Source organism: Streptosporangium album (assembly GCF_014203795.1).
GTDB lineage: Bacteria > Actinomycetota > Actinomycetes > Streptosporangiales > Streptosporangiaceae > Streptosporangium > Streptosporangium album.
The window spans coordinates 1,790,781-1,809,772 of sequence record NZ_JACHJU010000001.1 but is presented as its reverse complement, the minus strand read 5'-3'; the positions used below and the strand labels follow the sequence as shown (position 1 = coordinate 1,809,772).

The window sequence follows — 18,992 nt, the reverse complement described above, 5'->3', positions numbered from 1 at the left end:
CGCGCGGTCCGGCGACCCCGTCACCGACCGTTTACGGGCTGTTCAAGATCTATGTGACCGGGGGGAACCGCTCCAATCGATGATGGCGGCGGTGCTGGCCGAGGGGCTGGCACCGGCCGAGCGTCGCCGATTCGACGCGGATGCCCTGGCCGGTCCACTCGGCACCCGGCTGGACCTGGCGGTCAAGCGCGGCGCGACCCGCCGCCGTGAGTTCGTGACGCTCCTGCAGCCCTACCTCGCCGGGGTGGACGCGCGGGTCAAGCGCGACCTGCCGGTGGCCCGCAGGATCGCCTTCCACCTGGTCGAGCACCGTGAGGTGGACGACCTCGCCGACGGCGACGCGCTGCAGAAGATCACCACAGCCGCCGCGGAGCCGTCCAGGCGGGTCCGCAGGAAGCTGCGCTGGTATGCCGACCTGCCGCTCCAGGACGAGCTTCCGGAGGCCATGTTCCGGCTCCGTGCCGCCGACCTGATCCCGATGACCCAGGTCGAGGACATCTCCTGGTCCGGCGGACGGCTGCGGATCAGCGGCCACGCCTACCTGGCGGGGCTCTCGGTCCGTGGCCCCCGCTTCAACCGGGCCGCCGTCGTGCTGCACGGCCCCCGCTGGCTGCCGCCGGTCCGGCTCCGCACCCGCAGGGTCTTCCACCCCGAGGCCACCTACGGCGCCCAGGAGGCCGGCTGCAACTACGACTGGTCGGGGTTCACCGCGGAGCTGCGCCCGTGGGCGCTGCGCTGGCGCTCCGCCGTGCGGGTCGCCGTGCGCGGCGGCAAGCGGCTGCTGCGCCGTCGGGCCGTGGTGCGGGACACCACCACCTGGCGTGCCGAGATCGTGATCTGGAGCCGGGGCGCCCGTGCCACCGGCCTGCTCCGCGGGCCGTCCATCGGCCGTACCGAGCGTCCCCGGGGACTGGACCTGGGCCGTGGCTGGTGGGTCCGTCCGGTCTGGACCTCCGACCGTGCCCTGCAGGTCGTGATGCAGCCCACCAGGGCCGAGCTGACGCAGGTGCGGCTCGACGGCGACCGGCTGGAGCTGAAGGTGTTCCTGCCCGGCAGGGGGCAGAGCAAGGGGCACGCCCGGCTGGACGGCCACCGGATGTCCGCCGACTTCACCCCTGTCGAGGGGGGCACCGAGGTCGTCGTGCCGCTCGCCGTACCCTCCCTGCTCCAGGAGCGCGACGGCGGCAGGCTCTGGGTCGAGCCCAAGGGCGACCCCGCGGCCGCCGTCATGCTCGGCCAGGCCGCGGAGAGCCGCTCGATCGTCGGCGAGCGGGAGATCACCGTGCTGGGCGACCGGCGCGACCGGGTGGTCGTCTCCGCGAACCGGATCCGCCCGGTCGTCTCCTCGGCGATCTGGAGCGAGGACGGCACGCTCACCCTCGAAGGCTCCTACCCCGGCTCCGGGCCCGCCGAGCTGACGCTGCGGCACCGCACGGGGCTGATCCACACCGTGGCCGTGGAGCGTGCCGACGACCGTTTCTCGGCGCGGTTCGCGCCCGCGGCGATGCCCCGCTTCGGGGAGGCCGTCCCGCTGAGCAGCGGGAGCTGGAGCATGGCGGTCCGGGAGTCCGCCGGGGAGATCGTGCAGCTCCGGGTCGACCACGCCATCCTCGACTCGCTGGACGAGGAGACGAAGGTCCGCGACGGTCGCAAATACCGCCTGGTCTCCACCCGGTTCGACGTGCCGGTGCTCACCGTCGCCGAGGACCTGCCCGACGACGAGAGGGGCGCCGGCGGGCTGTTCGCCCTGCGGCGCACGTTCTACCCGGCCGAGCGGGCACGCGAGCTCAATGACGCGACCGTCTACGTCGCCTACGACGGGCGGCAGTACGAGGGCAACGTCCGCGCGATCTACGAGGAGCGCGTACGGCGCGGCGACGACCGCGAGCACATCTGGGTGGTCAAGGACGGGGCGTTCGTGCCGCCGGGGTCGACGGAGCTCGGATTCGGCTCCGACATCCGGCCGACCGTGGTCCGCGCGGGCAGCCGCGAGCACTACGCGGTGCTCGCACGCTCGCGCCACGTGGTGACGAACGGCTTCCTCCCGCCGTGGTTCCGGGCGCGCGAAGACCAGATGGTCGTGCAGACCTGGCACGGCAGCCCGCTCAAGCGCCTGGGCAACGACCTGCCGCACATGTCACGTGACCCGAAGCCGGCGGCCTGGCACCGGCAGGCGGTCGAGGTGCGCGGCTGGGACCTGCTGGTCTCGCAGAGCCCGTGGGCGACCCCGATCCTGCGCAAGGCGTTCGGCTACCAGGGCGAGGTTCTGGAGAGCGGCTACCCGCGCAACGACGTGCTGTCGGCCCCCGACCGGGACGAACTGGCCGCCCGGGTGCGCCACAGGCTCGGGATCGCCGAGGACGCCAAGGTGGTGCTCTACGCGCCGACCTTCCGCGACTACGACCGCAAGAACGCCTCGCTGCGGCTGAACCTGGCCGAGGCGCAGCGGGTGCTCGGCCCCGGCCACGAGTTCCTGGTCAGGGCGCACTCGATGCAGGCGGCGCCCAACATGCCGCGGAACCTCGGCCATGACGTCACGACATATCCAGATATGGCGGATCTGTTGTTGATCACTGACGTGCTGATCACCGACTACTCCTCCGTCATGTTCGACTTCGCGGCCACCGGCCGTCCCATGCTGTTCTTCACCCACGACCTGCAGCGCTACTCGTCCAAGCGCGGCCTCTACCTCGACCTGACCACCGAGGCCCCCGGGCCGCTGCTGACCACGGGGGCCGAGGTGATCGAGGCGATCCGGAACATCGACGAGGGGGCCGCCGCCCACGCCGAGCGCTACGAACGGTTCCGGCTCCTCTACGCCCCCCGCGACGACGGCAAGGCGACCTCCCGGCTGGTCGACCACGTCTTCACCTCCTGAGCCGTCCAGCATCGTCTGACGCGTCCCCAGGGCGTTTCCGGTGGGGTCCGGGCACCGCCTCACGGAGGCGGTGCCCGGACTGCGGCCGAAGCCCGCACCCGCGGTCCCTCGTGAGGTGCCCTGGGCATGGGGGCGGGCCGGACCGCGCCGGGGCCTCCCAACGCGCCTGTCGTCGGCCGGACGTCCTCGGGGAGCGGCCGTGGCATGGCGTATGTCACTGCGCGATCCCCCTCGCCGGGGTGTGACCGCGGCGCCGGATGGCATCCGTACGGCCTGAGCTGGGCGTGGCCTTCGATCGATGATCGAAGGCCACGGATCATCCCGCCTGCCGGATCGGTGGGATGCCGTGCGACACTCGCGGACTCGGCACGATCATCACCCGAGATCTGGTGGAATGGCGAGTTGTGAGTGGCCAGAGCTGGCGTTTGGTGCGTCGTGAGAATGCGGGGAGAGCTGTTGCCCCTGTGCTCGACGAGCATCAGCGGGCGGTGGTGGCCCACGAGAGCGGCCCGCTGCTCGTGCTCGCCGGGCCCGGCACCGGCAAGACCACCACGATCGTGGAGACCGTGGTGGACCGGATCGAGCGCCGCGGCGTGGATCCCGAACGGGTGCTCGTCCTCACCTTCAGCCGCAAGGCGGCCGAGGAGCTGCGCGAACGTATCACCGGCCGGATGCGCCGCACCACCCGGACGCCCCTCGCGCTCACCTTCCACAGCTACGCCTACGCGCTGCTCCGCCGCGAGGCCGTGCTCGCCGGGGGCGTGCCGCCCCGCCTGCTGACGGGGCCCGAGCAGCTCCTGGAGATCCGCCGCCTGCTCCACGGCGAGCTGGAGGACGGCGCCCCGCAGTGGCCGGACGGCATGCACGAGGCGCTCAAGACCCGCGGGTTCGCCCAGGAGCTCCGTGACTTCCTGGCCCGTGCCGCCGAACGCGGCCTCGACGGTGACGAGCTGGTCGAGCTGGGCCGCCGGCACGGCCGCGCCGACTGGGTGGCCGCCGGCCGGTTCGCGGACCGCTACCAGTCCAGGTTCGACCTGGACCTGGAGCCGGTGCTCGACTACGCGGAGCTGATCCGCGCGGCCGGTGGGCTGCTCACCGATCCCGAGGTGCGGCTCCGCGAGCGGTCCGCCTATGACGTCGTGTTCGTCGACGAATACCAGGACACCGACCCCGCCCAGGAGTTCCTGCTCCAGCAGCTTGCCGGGGAGGGCCGCGACCTCATCGCCGTCGGCGACCCCGACCAGTCGATCTACGGTTTCCGCGGTGCCGACGTGCGCGGGATCATGCGGTTCCCGGAGAGCTTCCCCAGGGCCGACGGAGAGAAGGCGCCCGTCATCGCCCTGCGCGTCTGCCGCCGCAGCGGTTCGGAGCTGCTGAAGGCCTCCCGCCGCGTCGCGGCCCGCCTGCCCGCGACCCCGGGCGGCGCCGCCCACCGGGACCTGCGCCCCCTGCCGGACGTCGAGCCCGGCGAGGTCCGGGTGGTGGTGACCGACGGGGCCACGCAGGAGGCCGCGGTGGTGGCCGACGCGCTGCGCCGGGCGCACCTGCTGGACGGGGTCCCCTGGTCGAGGATGGCGGTGCTGGTCCGTTCGGCCACCCGCCAGGTGCCGTTGCTGCGCCGGGCGCTGGTCGCGGCAGGGGTGCCGGTCGTGGTGGGCGGGGGCGAGCTGCCGCTCTTCCAGGAGCCGGGCGTGCGCCCGCTGATCAGGCTCATCCAGGTCGCGCTCCATCCGGAGACCCTCGACGAGGCGATGGCCGAGGAGCTGCTGACCGGCGCGCTCGGCGGCACCGACATGATCGGTGTGCGCCGTCTGCGCAGGACCCTGCGGATCGCCGAGCACGAGGCGATGACACACCCCGACGAGCGCGACATGGTCGACAACTCCGGTGAGCGTGACGTCTCCGGGCCGCGCTCGTCGGGCGAGCTGCTGGTCGCGGCGCTGAAGGACGCGCGGGAGCTGGTCCGGGTGGAGCCGCACGTGGCACTGCCCGCCGAGCGGCTGGCCCGGCTCATCTCCGGCGCCGCCGAGGCCGTACGGCGGGGCGGCACCGCCGAGGACGTGCTCTGGACCGTCTGGCAGGCGACCGGGCTGGCCGCGAAGTGGACCGAGACGAGCGTCGGCGGCGGGGTCAGGGGGACCATGGCCGACCGTGACCTCGACGCGGTGGTGGCGCTGTTCGACCACGCGGCCAGGTTCGTCGACCGGCTGCCGCACGCGGGTGTCGAGGTGTTCGTCGACGACCTGGTCGCCCAGGAGATCCCCGGCGACTCCCTCGCCGAGCGCGCCCCCGACACCGAGTCGGTGCGGATCCTGACCGCGCACCGGTCCAAGGGCCTGGAGTGGGACGTCGTCGTCGCCGCCGGGGTCCAGGAGGGGGCCTGGCCGGACCTGCGGCTGCGTGGGTCCATCCTGAGCACCGACGACATGGTCGCCAGGGCGGGAGGCTCCGAGCACGAGAACCCGGCCGCGGTCTCGGCGGCGCTGGCCTCCCAGCTCCTGGCCGAGGAGCGCCGCCTGTTCTACGTGGCGGCGACCAGGGCGAGGAGCAGGCTCATCGTCACCGCCGTGGGGGGCGACGACAGCGAGGAGCGGCCCTCCCGGTTCCTCACCGAGCTGGTGCCCGGCACGACCGGGGAGCCGGTCGTCGACGAGCGTTCCCGCTGGCTGAGCATGTCCGCCCTGGTGGCGGACCTGCGTTCGGCCGTCTCCGACCCGACCCGGCCCGCGCCGCTCCGCAAGGCCGCCGCCGAGCACCTGGCCAGGCTCGCCACCGCCGGAGTGCCCGGCGCCCACCCCAACGACTGGTACGCCCTCACGCCGATCTCCGACGACCGCCCGCTCAACTGGCCCGACGACATCGTGCGCGTCTCACCCTCGGCGGTGGAGAACTTCACCAAGTGCGGCCTGCGCTGGCTGCTGGAGACCTCCGTGGGGGCGAGCGGCACCGACGCGGCCCGGGGGCTGGGCACCGTCATCCACGCGCTGGCCGTGCTCGCCGCGACCGGCATGCCCGCCGAGGACACCCTCGGCAAGCGCCTGGACGAGATCTGGCACGAGCTGGACTTCGGCGGTCTCTGGTACAACCGCAAGCAGCGCAAGGTCGCCGAGCAGATGATCTCCAAGTTCGTCCGCTGGCACCGGGAGAACCCGCGCGAGCTGGTCGGCCTGGAGGAGGCGTTCACGGCCATGGTGTCGGAGGGCGTGCAGATCAAGGGACGGGTCGACCGCGTCGAGCGCGACGCCGAGGGCCGAGCCGTGATCATCGACATCAAGACCGGGAAGAACGGCCCCAAGGACGCCGAGATCGAACGCCACCCCCAGCTCGGCGTCTACCAGCTCGCCGCCCTGCTGGGCGCCTTCCAGCGGCACGGGATGACCGAGCCCGGCGGCGCGGCGCTGGTCCAGGTGGGCGACGCCGCGGGCAAGAAGGACGCCAAGGAGCAGAGCCAGCAGGCCCTGTCGGAGGACGCCGAGCCCGGCTGGGCCCGCGACATGGTCGACACGGTGGCCTTCGGCATGTCCGGGCCGTTCTTCCAGGCCAAGGTCAACGACGGCTGCCGCACCTGCGCCGTGCGGGCGAGCTGCCCGGTCAGCAAGAACGGGGATCAGGTGTGCTGAGCCGTACCGCCTGCCGAGGCGTCCCTGTGCCGGACCGTGCGGCGCGCTCCGTGTCCGGATGCGCGGCGCGCTCCGCGCCGGGCCGTACGGCCTGCGGGGTCGCCCCGTGCTGAGTCCGAGCCGGCTCGCCGCCAAGCTGGGCATCCTGCCCCCCACCCCCGAACAGGCCGAGGTGATCGAGGCCGGTCTCGAACCGATGGTGGTGGTCGCCGGTGCCGGGTCCGGCAAGAGCGAGACCATGGCCGGACGGGTCGTCTGGCTGGTGGCCAACGGCCTCGTCCGCCCGGAGCAGGTGCTCGGCCTGACCTTCACCAGGAAGGCCGCCGGCGAGCTGTCCGTCCGTGTCCGCGAGCGGCTCAACGGCCTGGTCGCGGCCGAACAGGTCCCCGCCGAGCTGCTGGAGGGCGAGCCGACCATCTCGACCTACCACGCCTACGCCTCCAGGCTGGTCACCGACCACGCCCTGCGGGAGGCGCTGGAGCCGACCATGCGCCTGGTCAGCCCCGCCGTCTCCTGGCAGCTCGCCGGGCGGGTGGTCAGCGCCTACGACGGGCCCATGGAGCAGGTCGAGTGGGGCCCGGCCACCGTCACCCGGGCGGTGCTGGAGCTGGCGGGGGAGCTGGCCGAGCACCTGCGCGGCCCGCAGGACGTGCGGGAGGTCGGCGCCTGGCTGGCCGAACGGTACGCCGCGCTGCCCGGCTCGCCCACCCTGCCGCAGCGCAGGCCGCTGGCCACCCAGCGGGCCAGAGAGCAGCTGCTGCCACTGGTCGAGGCCTACGACCGGCTCAAGCGGAGCCGCGAGGTCGTCGACCACGGCGACCAGATGGCGCTGGCCGCCCGGATCGCCGCCAAGCACGCCGAGGTCGGTGAGATCGAGCGGGGCAGGTTCGCCGTCGTCCTCCTCGACGAGTACCAGGACACCAGCCACGCCCAGCTGGTGCTGCTCCGCTCGCTGTTCGGCGGCGGCCATCCGGTGACCGCCGTGGGAGACCCCTGCCAGTCCATCTACGGCTGGCGCGGAGCCTCCGCGGGCAACCTCACCCGGTTCCCCCGCGACTTCAGAACCGCCTCGGGGGAGCCTGCCCCGGTCCGCCGCCTGTCGGTCAGCTTCCGCAACGGCGACGCCGTGCTCGACGTCGCGGCCCGGGTGCAGCTCCCGCTCCGCATGGAGGCGCGGGAGGTGCCCGTGCTGGTGCCCGGCGGCAACCGGGTCGATCGCGGCCGGGTGGTGTGCGCCTTCCACGAGACCGCGGACGACGAGGCGGTGTGGACAGCCGGCGCGATCGCCACCCTGCTGGGCAGTGAGAGCGCACCCGACGGCATGCCGTGGGGCGAGGGCGAGCGGAAGAAGGCCAAACAGAGCGCCTGGGGCGGCCCGCAGTGCCTGCAGCCGCACGACGTGGCGATCCTGGCCCGCAAGCGGTCGCAGTTCCCCGCGCTGCGCCGGGCGCTGGAAGAGCGGGGGATCCCGGTCGAGGTGGTCGGCCTGGGCGGCCTGCTGGCCGTCCCGGAGGTCTCCGACATAGTCTCCACCCTGCGGGCGATCTACGACCCGACCGCGGGCGACGCGCTGGTCCGGCTGCTGTCCGGGCCCCGATGGCGGATCGGCCCGGCCGATCTGAAGGAGCTGGGCGAGCGGGCGCGCGAGCTGAACCGCGAGACCCGGGAGGGCGGCGCCTCCGTGGACGACCCGCTGGACCAGGTCGTGGCGGACATGGCCGAGGAGCGCGGCAGCCTGGTCGACGCGCTCGACGAGCTGCCCGACCGCCCCGAGTGGCAGGAGCTGTTCTCCCCCCTGGCCCGGGTACGGCTGCTCGCCATGGCGCAGGAGCTGCGGACCCTGCGCGCCCACACCGGCCAGCCGCTCCCCGACCTGATCGCTGAGATCGAACGCAGGCTCGGCCTGGACATCGAGGTGGCGGCGCGTGGGACGGCCATCGGCCCGTTCGCCGCCCGTGCCGACCTGGACGCCTTCCTGGACGCCGCCGCCCGGTTCGCGGGCGACTCCGAGGATCCGACGCTGGGTGCGTTCCTGGCGTTCCTCAAGGCGGCCGACGAGGAGGAGAACGGTCTGGACGCCGGTCGGGTGGGGGAGAGCAACAGCGTCAAGCTGATGACCGTTCACGCCTCCAAGGGCCTGGAGTGGCCGGTCGTGGTCATCCCCGGCATGTCCCAGGCGCTGTCCAAGGCCGGCACCCTGACCGTCGGCACCATGTTCCCCGCCCGCCCGACGACCAGTCCCAAGTGGACGGACAACCCGCGCAAGCTGCCCTACCCGCTCCGTGGCGACGCCTCCGACCTGCCCCGGCTGAGCGGGCTGGGCAAGGAGGAACTGGCCGAGTTCGACGAGCGCTGCCGGGAGCGCGACCTGCTGGAGGAGCGCCGTCTGGCCTATGTGGCCGTCACCCGCGCCCATTACCTCCTGATCGCCTCCGGCTACCGCTGGGGCAGCGCGACCAAGCCTCTGGAGCCCTCCGACTTCCTGGTGGAGATCCGCGAGACCTGCGGCCACGCGGCCGTCTGGGTCCCCGCCGCCGACCAGGGGGCCACCAACCCGCTTCTGGCCGAGCCCGCCGAGGCCACCTGGCCCGTCATCCCCGACGGCCTCCGTTACCAGGCCGTCCAGGATGGCGCGTTCATGGTCGAGGCCGCCATCGCCGCTCTCACCGGAACCGGCCCGGCCCCCGCCATCGGCCCGACTTCTCCCGAGACGCCGCCGGACGACGTCCCCTTCCCCGAGGTCCCGCCGGAGGACGAGGACGTCCCCTTCCCGGAGGCCCCCGAGGATGAGGAGTCCGGGGGGAGCGCGGATTTCTCCGCAGGCGCGACCTTCCACGAGAGCACGGGCCTTCCTCCGGCCCGACGGGACGAGGCGGTCCTCCTGTTCACCTCCCAAGGCGAGGCTCCCGCGCAGCCGGCCGAACGTGCCCCGGGCCTCGCGGACCTGCGCGGCTGGGACAGGGAGCGGGCGAAGGCGTGGGAACGCGACACCGAGCTGCTGCTGCGCGAACGGGCGATGAACCGGCGGCGTGGCAGCGGCCGGGTGGAGCTGCCCACCCACCTGACCGTCTCCTCCCTCGTCACCCTGGCCTCCGACCCCAAGGCCCTGGCCAGGCAGGTCCGCCGTCCGGTGCCCAAGAAGCCCACCCCGCTGGCTCGCCGGGGCACCTCCTTCCACCGCTGGCTGGAGTCCCGCTGGGGCCAGCAGCGGCTGCTCGACGAGTTCGAGCTGCCCGGCTCGTCCGACGACTTCGAGGAGACCGATGCCCAGCTCGACGAGCTGCGCGACCGCTTCGAGGAGAGCGAGTGGGCCGGCCGCGAACCGCTGGACGTCGAGGTCCCATTCGAGACCATGATCGCCGACCGGCTGGTCCGGGGCCGGATGGACGCGGTGTTCGAGACCTCGGACGGCCACTACGAGGTCGTCGACTGGAAGACCGGCCAGCGCCCCAGGGGGAAGAAGGCTCAGGCGGCGGCGGCCGTCCAGCTCGCCGCCTACCGCCTGGCCTGGTCCCACCTGGCCGACGTCCCCCTCGGCCAGGTGAGCGCCGCCTTCCACTACGTCCGCCTCAACGAGACGGTCAGACCGGTCAACCCCCTCGACGAACGCGGCCTGATCGCCCTCCTGGAGTCGGTCCCCACGCTGAAGTGAACGGGACAGCCGTCGACCACGTGATCGGACGGGCGGGCCCCGGGAGCGTCATGCCGGGTCGCCGCGCCGCGCGGTCTCTCAGCCGGGCGAGGCGCCGGCGTCCCACAGGTCGAGGCTGTGGCCGGAGGTGAGCGCCAGGACGCGGGCCAGGACCTCGGCGGCGGGCAGCGGGTCGATCCGGCGGCCGTCGCGCAGGCGGAGCGCGACCCGGCCGTCGGCCATCTCCCTGGAGCCGATGACCGCCTGGTAGGGCACGAGCCGGGCGTCACGGATCCGGGCGCCCAGGGTGCCGCCCTCCGGCCCGGCGAGTTCCGCACGCAGCCCCCGGTCCACGCACTGCCGCACCAGGGCGGTGGCCGCGGGCACCTCGGCTTCGGAGATCGGCAGCGCCACCAGCTGAACCGGGGCCAGCCAGGCGGGGAAGGCGCCGCCGTGCACCTCGATGAGGTGGGCGACGGCGCGTTCGACGCTCCCGATGATGCTGCGGTGGACCATGACCGGCCGGTGCCCGGTCCCGTCCGGGCCGGTGTAGCGCAGGTCGAACTGCCGGGGCTGGTGGAAGTCGACCTGGACGGTGGACAGGGTCGCCTCCCGGCCGGCGCCGTCGGCGATCTGCACGTCGATCTTCGGGCCGTAGAACGCCGCCTCCCCCTCCACGGCCTCATACTCCACTCCCACGCTGTCGAGGACCTCGGTCAGCAGCTCTCCGGCCCGCCGCCACATGTCCGGATCGGCGACGTACTTCCCGCCGGGCCCGGGCAGGGAGAGCCGGTAGCGGGCCGGATGGATGCCGAGGGCGCCGTAGGCCCGGCGGATCAGCTCCAGAGCGGCCCGGGTCTCGCCGGCGACCTGCTCCAGGGTGCAGAAGATGTGCGCGTCGTTGAGCTGGATCGCCCGCACCCGGGTCAGACCGCCCAGCACCCCGGACAGCTCCGAGCGGTACATCCCACCCAGCTCGGCCACCCGCAGGGGCAGCTCCCGGTAGCTGTGCGCCCGGGAGCGGAAGATCAGCGCGTGGTGCGGGCACAGGCTGGGGCGCAGGACCAGCTGCTCCCCGCCCACGTCCATCGGGGGATACATGTCGTCGCTGTAATGGGCCCAGTGCCCGGAGATCTCGTACAGCTCCCGCTTGCCCAGCACGGGCGAGTACACATGCCGGTAACCGGCCCGGCGCTCGACGTCGCGGATGTACTCCTCCAGGACGTGCCGTACGGCGGCGCCGTCCGGCAGCCAGTACGGCAGTCCGGCGCCTATCAGGGGATCGGTGTCGAACAGGTTCAGCTCGCGGCCGAGTTTGCGATGATCGTGCATCGTGGTCTCCTCGTGAAGGGTGAGGCGAGTGACCACACGGCGAAGCCCCGGGGCACTCGCCCCGGGGCTTCGACAGAATCAGATGTCAGCGCGCCGGGACGGTCTCCGGCGTCGTCGTCATGGCAGCGCGCTTCATGCCGGGAACGGTAGCAGACGGTTCCCCGTCTCCGCATTCCGGTGGGCGACATTGACGGCGACAAGGACACCGCAAGGGGAGGTTCTCGTCCCTGCGAATGGCCGAACCCTTTTTCCGGGTCCATGCAACCGCTTTCAAGGGTGAAACTCCGTTCTATCCTTGAATAGCCGAATTTATTTTCGTAGCCTCGCGTTGTGAGGGATGAGCGCAGACATGAATGGGGGCGGCGCGAGGAGGCTCGGCTGGCATTCCGGGAGGCCGGGAGCGAGGTGCGCTGGGCCAAGGACCGCTACGGCCGGACGCAGCAGGCATTCGACGGAGGGAATGGGTCGCCTGCCGAATTGGCGCGGGCCCGGCAGGCATGGATCTGGGCGCTGACGGAGTGGGTAAGAACGCTGATCGTCCGGGAAGAGGTCCTTGACGGAGGTCACCCCGCCGCGGATGCCGGGGCGGATGTCCTTTCCCGCGGCGACGGCCATTCGGCTCTTACGCTTCATGAAGCACACCGGCGGGTCGAGGCCCTCTCGAAGGAATACGACCGTATTCGCCGGAGCAGAAGTCTTCCGGCTCAAGTGGATTCGGCGCGCCGCGCGTGGAGTGAAGCGCTGAAAAGGTGGGCGCGCGTTCTCATCTCCCAGGAGGAATCCCGGGACCGTGCGCGGATCGCCGTCCGGGAGAACCGGGATCTGATCGGCCGGCCCGTGGCCGGAGAGGACGGGCCGCCGTACGGGAGGACGGGCCGCCGTACGGGGTGAAAGGGCGGCGAGGGCGGGTGCGGGGCCGGCGGCCGTTCAGGGCGCGATGGCAGCGGCTCAGCGGGTGATCACCCTTCCATCGCCAGGGCGCGAGCCCAGGCCCGGTGCTGCGCATCGGGCCTGGGTCAGGGACGGAAGGGTCAATCGCGCTTGGCGGGCAGCGACGGCTTGGCATCGGTCCAACCCATCCGCCGGTAGGCCGTGAAGCTGGTGGTCTTCGCGGTACGGCCGTCGGCGAGCTTGACCGTGGTCGTCCACGACTGTGCGAGCGGCAGGCCCGTCGTGGGGTCGATCACCCGCACGGCCTCGTAGGCGTTCTCACGCCCGGAGCCGGGGGCCACCTGGTAGCCGAACGCCTCGCCCATGCGGCCCAACGGATCCTTCACCCTGCCCAGGGACTTCAACTTGGGCATGGTGGCCAGGATGCGGTAGGCGGAGGCGCGGACGGCGGGTGAGACGGGCATAGCGAAGACGATCGTCATGCAGGCTTCCTCCAGGGCCGACTCCCGCCCTCGCGGGTCCTGCCCGTACCCGCCCTTGGCCTGGGCGGTGAGGCGCTGTTCGAGGTAGGCGCGCAGTTCCCGCTCGCCGCCCGGAATGTGACGGATCTCGTCCCAGGTGAGGAACCCCTTGGTCAGCGACCCGCCCGAGCCCTTCCACCTGCCGCGCAGCCGCGAGGCCACCTTCTCCTCCGCATCGGCCCGTAGCACCTCCGACGAGTTGACTCCGGCGTATCCGGTCACGTCCATCGGGTATTTCCACCGGGTCGGCGAGCCCGCCTTCCGCCAGGCGGTCTGGTCCTCAGGGGTGAGCGGCTTCGCGCCGAGGGACTGCGTGACCCACCAGCTCTGCGCCCCGGGCCGGCGCGCCAGCCACTCGTCCTTGGAGAAAAGCCGTCTGATGACGTAGCCGCGATCCGGCGAGATCGCGTCCATGCCCCACGTCGTGGTGGTACGCCAGTACTCGCCCGACACGGGTGCCTTCGTGACGGCGGTGACGGCGGTGGCGGCGGCCAGCAGCATCTGGCGCGCCGACGGCTGCGCGCCGGGCGAGGCCGCCGGCGGAGGGGCCGGCCGCTGCTCATCCGGCGCCGCCACCATGGTGACCACCAGAACCGTGGCGGCCACGCTCGCCGCCGATGCCAGCCACGGCACCGGCCCGCGCAGCCACGTGGCGCGTGGCCTGTCGCCCCGCCCCGGCGGCTCGGACATGATCGAGGCCAGCAGCGTCTGGGCCCCCGCTCCAGACGCCTGCCCGGCCGGCTCGCCGCTCAGGTCGTCGTCGTGCACTCTGGCGAGATCATCCAGGTTCACAGTGCGATCCTCTCGAAGAGCGGAAGGTCGATCCCCGCGTCGGCCAGGGCACGCGCGAAGCGCTTGCGTGCGCGGTGCAGCCGGACACGTACGGCGTTGCGGGTGATACCGAGCGTGCGCGCCACCTGCTCGGTGTCGAGCTTCTCCCAGGCGACCAGCGACAGCAGCTCCCTGTCGTCGTCGTTCAGGCTCCTGAAGACCCGGCCGAGCTGCGTGTACTCGGCCGGTGGCGGCCCAGCCAGCGCCGGGGAGGCGGCGATCTGCTCGCGCAGCGCGGCGGTGCGCCGCTCATGCCGCCGTTCGCCACGGCGGTGGTTGGCGAGCGCCTTGCGGGCCACGCCGTACAGCCAGAGCCTGGCCTCGTCCCCCGGCGGGATCTCGTTGATCCGCCGCCATGCGATGGCGAACGTCTCGGCCACCACGTCGGCTGCGTCGTCAGGATCCTGGCACCGCCGCAGGACGTACCCGAGTATGGGGGGATAGGCATGTTCGTATATCTGCACGAACCGGCCGTGGGGATCGAATCCCATCCGGCCTCCTTACATGAATCATCGGTCACCCGTCCATGTCCGGAATATCGGAAGCATTACCGGTCGCCGGCAAGTTCCCAATGATCTTCTGAGGACCCCGTCAGCGCGATTACGGAGCCGCACCTTGGCCGCCTACGGCCGCGTGCCAGAGGAGGAGCAGCCGGGGCAGGGGAACGGGCGCGTGCCCGAGGAAGAGCAGGGACTGGGGAACGAGCGCGCCGGTGCCCTCGCGGACCTGCGCGGCTGGGACAGGGAGCGGGCGAAGGCGTGGGAGCGCGACACCGAGCTCCTGCTCAGGGAGCGGGCCGTGAACCGGCGGCGCGGTGGCGGGCAGGTGGAGCTGCCCACCCATCTGACCGTCTCGTCCCTGGTCATCCTGGCCTCCGATCCCAAGACCCTGGCCCGGCAGGTCCGCCGTCCGGTGCCCGAGAAGCCCACCCCGCTGGACGTCGAGGTCCCGTTCGAGACGGTGATCGCCGACCGGCTGGTCCGGGGCCGGATGGACGCGGTGTTCGAACTCTCGGACGGCCGCTACGAGGTCGTCGACCAGGTGAGCGCCGCCTTCCGCTTCGTCCGCCTCAACGAGACGGTCCGCCCGGTCAACCTCCTCGACGAACGGGGCCTGATCAGGCTCATCGAGTCGATCCCCGCCCACGGCTGACCCAGAAGAGGTGCAGGCGGCCGAACCGTCAGGACAGGAAGCCGGTGATGGCGTCGAGCCATGCGCGAGGCTGATCGACGTGGGCCATGTGGCCCGCTTCCTCGATCACCACGGCGCGGGCGGCGGGCATCAGCTCCGCGGTCTCTTCAGCCAGGGACGCGGGGAAGATCATGTCTTGTCGGCCGTGGAGCAGGAGCAGAGGGATGCCGAGCGCGGCGAGCCGCTGGGCCGCGTCCCGGTGACGGGCGCTGGGCATGGTGCCGGCCTGCCAGGAACGCGCCCACTCGGCGGAGAAACGAACGTCCGCGAGGCGGTCCAGATAGGCGGGCAGCGCTTCCGGACGCCAGACGTTCGCCCCGGCTCCGGCGATAGCCGCCGCGCGGGTGAGTTCCGGCCCGGACAGCTCCGGATCCGACCACACCGCGGCCTCCGGGGCGCGCCGTTCCTCGCGTTCACGCCAGCCGTCGAAGGCGTCCGGGGGCACCGGCAGAACGCTGCTGGAGGCGACGATCAGCCGCCGGACGCGCTCGGGAGCGGCCAGGGCCAGACGCTGGGCGATCAGGCCTCCGTAGGAGAACCCGAGGACGTCGGCCTGCGGTGTGCCGAGCGCGTCCAGCAGGGCGACGAGGTCATCGGTGGCCTCGGCGGGGGTGTACCGGTCATCGGCGAGCCCACGGGTGGAACGCCCGCAGCCGCGCAGATCCGGCAGGACCACCCGGTGCCGGCCGGCGAGCTCGGCGAGCGGCTCGCACAGGTAGGTGTGGTCCCAGTCGGGACCACCGTGGATCACCAGCAGCGTGCGGTCGGCAGGCCCCTGACTGCGCGCGACGAGCAATTCCACGACAGGCCGAGACGACACGGCCACGAGACTCTCGCTGAACATCCGCTCACTGTCTCAGCTTTTCCCGCCGTCCACCGTCTGGTCCGATCCCACCTGTCCGATGTCTCTCCACACGACCGATCTCCTGGGACCAGGGGGTCCCGGACCCTACATGGAGCTCATGACCATGCGCGAGGAAGCACACCGCCTGCTCGACGCGGTGCCGGGGGACCGGCTCCCCGATGTCATAGAGGTGCTACGCCAGTGGGTTGAGAATGATCGTGTAGGTCACCGTCACGGCACCTGATATCCACGCTTGGCCAGGACCTCGGCGAAGTTGCGCCCTTGTGGAGGTTCTCCTCGCTGGATGCGTTCAGCGACATTCAGGACCCGGTGCCAGTCCTCGCGGTCACGGTTGGCGGTGACGGCGGTGCGCCACCACGATTCCAGGAACTCATCCAGGGACGCCAGATCGATCGGGCTGGTCGACGTGAGCTTGGCCAGTCCGGCATCGAACGCCGCGATGTCGTCAGGGTGGAACAGAGCTCTACGGACGCTCGCGAACTTCTTGTCGATCGTCGGCATGGTGCCCTGTTCGTGGGGCTGCGCGGTCATTACGAGCCTCCTCCTCGATCCGTCCTGCCCCTTCGGGGTACGGCTCGCGCCAGGTAGCCGCATGATTCTCCATGTCGCCTTCGACGATCGCCTACACCTCCTCGACCGCCTCAGGCCGGACTTGATCGGTGTGTGACCTGGAAACGATCAACGATCGGCAGGCGGAGCTGTTGATGGCTGCCCCGATGACCACGCCACATCCGAGGACGCCGGTGATCGATGGCAGTGATCTGGAGGCCTTCGGTGAAAAGCCCTGTCCCGTCAGTCGAACTCGCCGTCCTTCACACCCCCGATGAACGCCTGCCACTCGTCGGGGGTGAAGCGCAGCATCGGCCCGTCGGGGTTCTTGCTGTCCCGTACGGCCCGGCCGCCCTCGGGCAGGTGCGCTACCTCGACGCAGTTGCCGGTCTGGCCGCTGTAGGGGCTCTTGTGCCAGACCAGACAGGAGGGATCGGGTTGGTCCATCCCTCGGCTCCTTCTCTGCTTTGGGCTCTAGCTCAGACTGTCGGCTGCTCTTCTCGTCAGGCCTATGGAGTCGTCCGGCGACAGAGCCGTAGCGCACAACCGTTCAAATGCAATGTTATAGGCGGCAACGTCGCTGTGCTTTTCCAGATAGAGGTCCCCGGTCAGGGTCTCGACGTACACCACATGAGGGTCGGTCGGCTCCGGGAATCCCAGAATGACGAGCGAACCACTCGTTCCCGCGTGAGCACCCGCGCTGAACGGTATGACTTGCAAGGTGGTCTTGCTTTCTTCGGCGGTGGAAACCAGGTGGCGCAACTGGGCGCGCATGACGACCGGGCTGCCGACGACACGGCGAATGACTGCTTCGTCGATCACGACCCATAGCCGAGGGCGATCTTGCTTGGTGAGAATCTGCTGACGGGTGAGGCGGACTTCCACAAGCCGCTCGATTTCATCGTGACCGAGCTCCTGAGCGCCGCCTTTGATGACGGCTCTGGCGTAGTCGGGCGTCTGAAGCAAGCCAGGTATGGCCACGGACTCAAAGTTGTGTATCGAGGCGGCTGCGGCTTCGAGCCCGATGTAGACCTCGTATGGGTTCGGCAGCACATCGCGGAAGGAGTGCCACCAGCCGGGCTGCCGAGCTTCGCGGGCGAGTTGGATGAGGCCGTCGCGCTCAGTGCCTGTGACGCCGTAGAGAGCAAGTAGTTCTCGCACGCTGCGAGGCTGAGGCCGGGAACGGCCGGTCTCGATGCGGAAGATGGTCGAGGGAGACCATTCCAGGCGGCGGGAGGCTTCCTCGCGAGTCAGCCCGGCGGCCTCGCGACGACTGGTCAGCTCCACAGCCAGACGACGGGCCCGCAGAGTTGGGCTCAGGTCATGGACACCATCGCGGGCCTCGGGCATGTTCGACTCCTCTCTAGCTGCATTCGTTCGAATGCACTATTGCAAGTTACTTTCTGCTCATGCATGATGACAGATAGTTTCCAGGGCTGGGTGATTCATCGCCATAGCCACTCGTCTTTGGCATGACCAACCCTCAAAGCAGCGGAGTCCGCCGGGTGCTACGAACACCTGACGGACTCCTTGAACCGGACTCTGGAGGTCCGATCCCATGGTCAACTTTACAAGGGCGGTCCGGCTCGTCCGGATACGCTTCGATGCCGACCGGCCGCCCACCCCGTTGGGCTGCCGTTGGTGTGGCCATTCGCCGTACGCACACGACGACCGGTGCCTTCCCCACAGACCGCGACACGACTACGACCGGCCGACCCATGCCCAGTTCCGGGCGCGGTTGGCGGAGTGGTGGCGGCTGGGTTTCGCGCGGCGGATGTCTTCGGCGGCGCCGGTAGGTCCGCAGGGGAGGATGTCATCCTCCGATGCCTTCCCGACGGGAGCGTCTGGCCGGGGTCTTCACTCCCGGTTCGAGGAGACGGCGATTGCCGGATCACACGGGCGGGGCCGTCCTCCGGGCGGCTCTCTTCCCGTGAGATATCGCGAGCTGTACCCTCACGAACGCCATGTCCTGAGGGCCGTGTGAAGGGGCGGCACCGAAGGGGATCGCCCGCCGTCCAGGTGGCTCGCCGGGAGTGGGATCGCGATCAGCGGTCGCAGGCCGCCTGGCTCGATCAGGCCGAGGCGGGCTGGACGGTGATGTACGGCGTGGGCGGGCGCCGGTTCTACGCCATCGCCACCGCACAGGCTTCGGAGCCGCAGGTCGTGGAGGCCCGATGACCGCAAGCACTCCGGACGGCCTCCGGACCGTGGGCTGGGAGCTCCCCTGTGACCCGGCGATCACCCATGAGGCCCGCAGGATGGTACGCGAGACCTTCACCACGTGGAGGCTGCCGTTCGATCTCGTCGACGACGCGGTGCTGGTCGTCAGCGAGCTGGTGACGAACGCGGCGGTGTACGGCGAGCCGCCGATCCGGCTGTCACTGTGGGCGATGCCCGAGGGGGTCTGCGTGCGGGTCACCGACCACGGTCCCGGGCGGCCCTGCCGGCTCGACCTCGGCCAGGACGCGACCTCCGGGCGGGGACTCGCGATCGTCGAAGCGCTCGCCGACCAGTGGGGCGTCATCCCCCTCCGCGACAAGGCCGGCAAAACGGTGTGGGCCGCGTGGCGGCTCCCCTGCGGGCGATCCGACACGCCCCGCACCGTCGACTGCGCGGGCCCGCTCCCACATTCCCGTGTCCACGCCTGACCGTCCTCTCCAGGCCGTGCTCATCGAGCCGGTCC

The 18,992-nt window shown here is 71.3% G+C and carries 14 protein-coding genes; 7 read left to right on the top strand and 7 right to left on the bottom strand.

Annotation, left to right across the window (positions count from 1 at the left end):
- Positions 1–79: 79 nt before the first annotated feature.
- The 3 genes from FHR32_RS08425 to FHR32_RS08415 all read left to right on the top strand — a co-directional run bounded on the left by FHR32_RS08425 (position 80) and on the right by FHR32_RS08415 (position 10,150).
- Positions 80–2,878, top strand: coding sequence for a CDP-glycerol glycerophosphotransferase family protein (locus tag FHR32_RS08425; RefSeq protein WP_246466050.1), 2,799 nt, complete (start codon positions 80–82; stop codon positions 2,876–2,878).
- 464 nt (positions 2,879–3,342) lie between these two features.
- On the top strand, positions 3,343–6,498 hold the full coding sequence (locus tag FHR32_RS08420) for an ATP-dependent helicase (protein ID WP_184753782.1): 3,156 nt from the start codon (positions 3,343–3,345) through the stop codon (positions 6,496–6,498).
- A gap of 58 nt (positions 6,499–6,556) precedes the next feature.
- Positions 6,557–10,150: an ATP-dependent helicase gene (locus tag FHR32_RS08415; protein ID WP_221465316.1), complete on the top strand. Its 3,594-nt coding sequence runs from the start codon at positions 6,557–6,559 to the stop codon at positions 10,148–10,150.
- Positions 10,151–10,228: 78 nt separating this feature from the next.
- Here FHR32_RS08415 and thrS read toward each other — a convergent pair whose 3' ends face one another.
- On the bottom strand, positions 10,229–11,497 hold the full coding sequence (thrS, locus tag FHR32_RS08410; RefSeq protein ID WP_312882165.1) for a threonine--tRNA ligase: 1,269 nt from the start codon (positions 11,495–11,497) through the stop codon (positions 10,229–10,231).
- A 294-nt stretch (positions 11,498–11,791) separates the two neighbouring features.
- Here thrS and FHR32_RS08405 point away from each other — a divergent pair, with 294 nt between their 5' ends.
- Positions 11,792–12,352 (top strand): hypothetical protein, encoded by a 561-nt coding sequence (locus FHR32_RS08405; RefSeq protein WP_184753780.1) that lies wholly within the window; start codon positions 11,792–11,794, stop codon positions 12,350–12,352.
- A gap of 140 nt (positions 12,353–12,492) precedes the next feature.
- Here the strand turns inward: FHR32_RS08405 and FHR32_RS08400 are convergent, their stop codons facing one another.
- Complete coding sequence (locus FHR32_RS08400; RefSeq protein ID WP_184753779.1) at positions 12,493–13,665, bottom strand: CU044_5270 family protein; 1,173 nt, start codon at positions 13,663–13,665, stop codon at positions 12,493–12,495.
- Complete coding sequence (locus tag FHR32_RS08395; RefSeq protein WP_184753778.1) at positions 13,662–14,195, bottom strand: RNA polymerase sigma factor; 534 nt, start codon at positions 14,193–14,195, stop codon at positions 13,662–13,664. Before FHR32_RS08395 ends, FHR32_RS08400 begins: the two co-directional genes overlap by 4 nt.
- Positions 14,196–14,319: 124 nt before the next feature.
- Between FHR32_RS08395 and FHR32_RS08390 the strand changes: the two genes are divergently transcribed.
- Positions 14,320–14,856, top strand: a complete 537-nt coding sequence (locus tag FHR32_RS08390) for a hypothetical protein (protein WP_184753777.1) — start codon at positions 14,320–14,322, stop codon at positions 14,854–14,856.
- A 28-nt stretch (positions 14,857–14,884) separates the two neighbouring features.
- Here the strand turns inward: FHR32_RS08390 and FHR32_RS08385 are convergent, their stop codons facing one another.
- From FHR32_RS08385 to FHR32_RS08370, 4 genes are all read right to left on the bottom strand, one after another.
- Positions 14,885–15,739: an alpha/beta fold hydrolase gene (locus FHR32_RS08385; protein WP_184753776.1), complete on the bottom strand. Its 855-nt coding sequence runs from the start codon at positions 15,737–15,739 to the stop codon at positions 14,885–14,887.
- 231 nt (positions 15,740–15,970) lie between these two features.
- Positions 15,971–16,291 carry a DUF6247 family protein gene (locus tag FHR32_RS08380; protein WP_184753775.1) on the bottom strand — a complete coding sequence of 107 codons (321 nt, stop codon included), beginning with the start codon at positions 16,289–16,291 and terminating at the stop codon, positions 15,971–15,973.
- Between the two features lie 261 nt (positions 16,292–16,552).
- Positions 16,553–16,756 carry a DUF397 domain-containing protein gene (locus tag FHR32_RS08375; protein WP_184753774.1) on the bottom strand — a complete coding sequence of 68 codons (204 nt, stop codon included), beginning with the start codon at positions 16,754–16,756 and terminating at the stop codon, positions 16,553–16,555.
- Positions 16,757–16,783: 27 nt separating this feature from the next.
- Positions 16,784–17,659, bottom strand: coding sequence for a helix-turn-helix domain-containing protein (locus FHR32_RS08370; RefSeq protein ID WP_184753773.1), 876 nt, complete (start codon positions 17,657–17,659; stop codon positions 16,784–16,786).
- A 669-nt stretch (positions 17,660–18,328) separates the two neighbouring features.
- On the opposite strand from FHR32_RS08370, the gene FHR32_RS08365 reads away from it, so the two are divergent.
- Entirely contained in the window at positions 18,329–18,487 is a 159-nt protein-coding gene (locus tag FHR32_RS08365) for a hypothetical protein (RefSeq protein WP_184753772.1), read from the top strand.
- The gene (locus FHR32_RS08360; RefSeq protein ID WP_184753771.1) at positions 18,484–18,957 is read left to right on the top strand and encodes an ATP-binding protein; all 474 of its coding nucleotides are present in this window, start codon (positions 18,484–18,486) and stop codon (positions 18,955–18,957) included. The genes FHR32_RS08365 and FHR32_RS08360 overlap by 4 nt, the downstream gene beginning before the upstream one ends.
- The last annotated feature ends 35 nt before the right edge of the window (positions 18,958–18,992 follow it).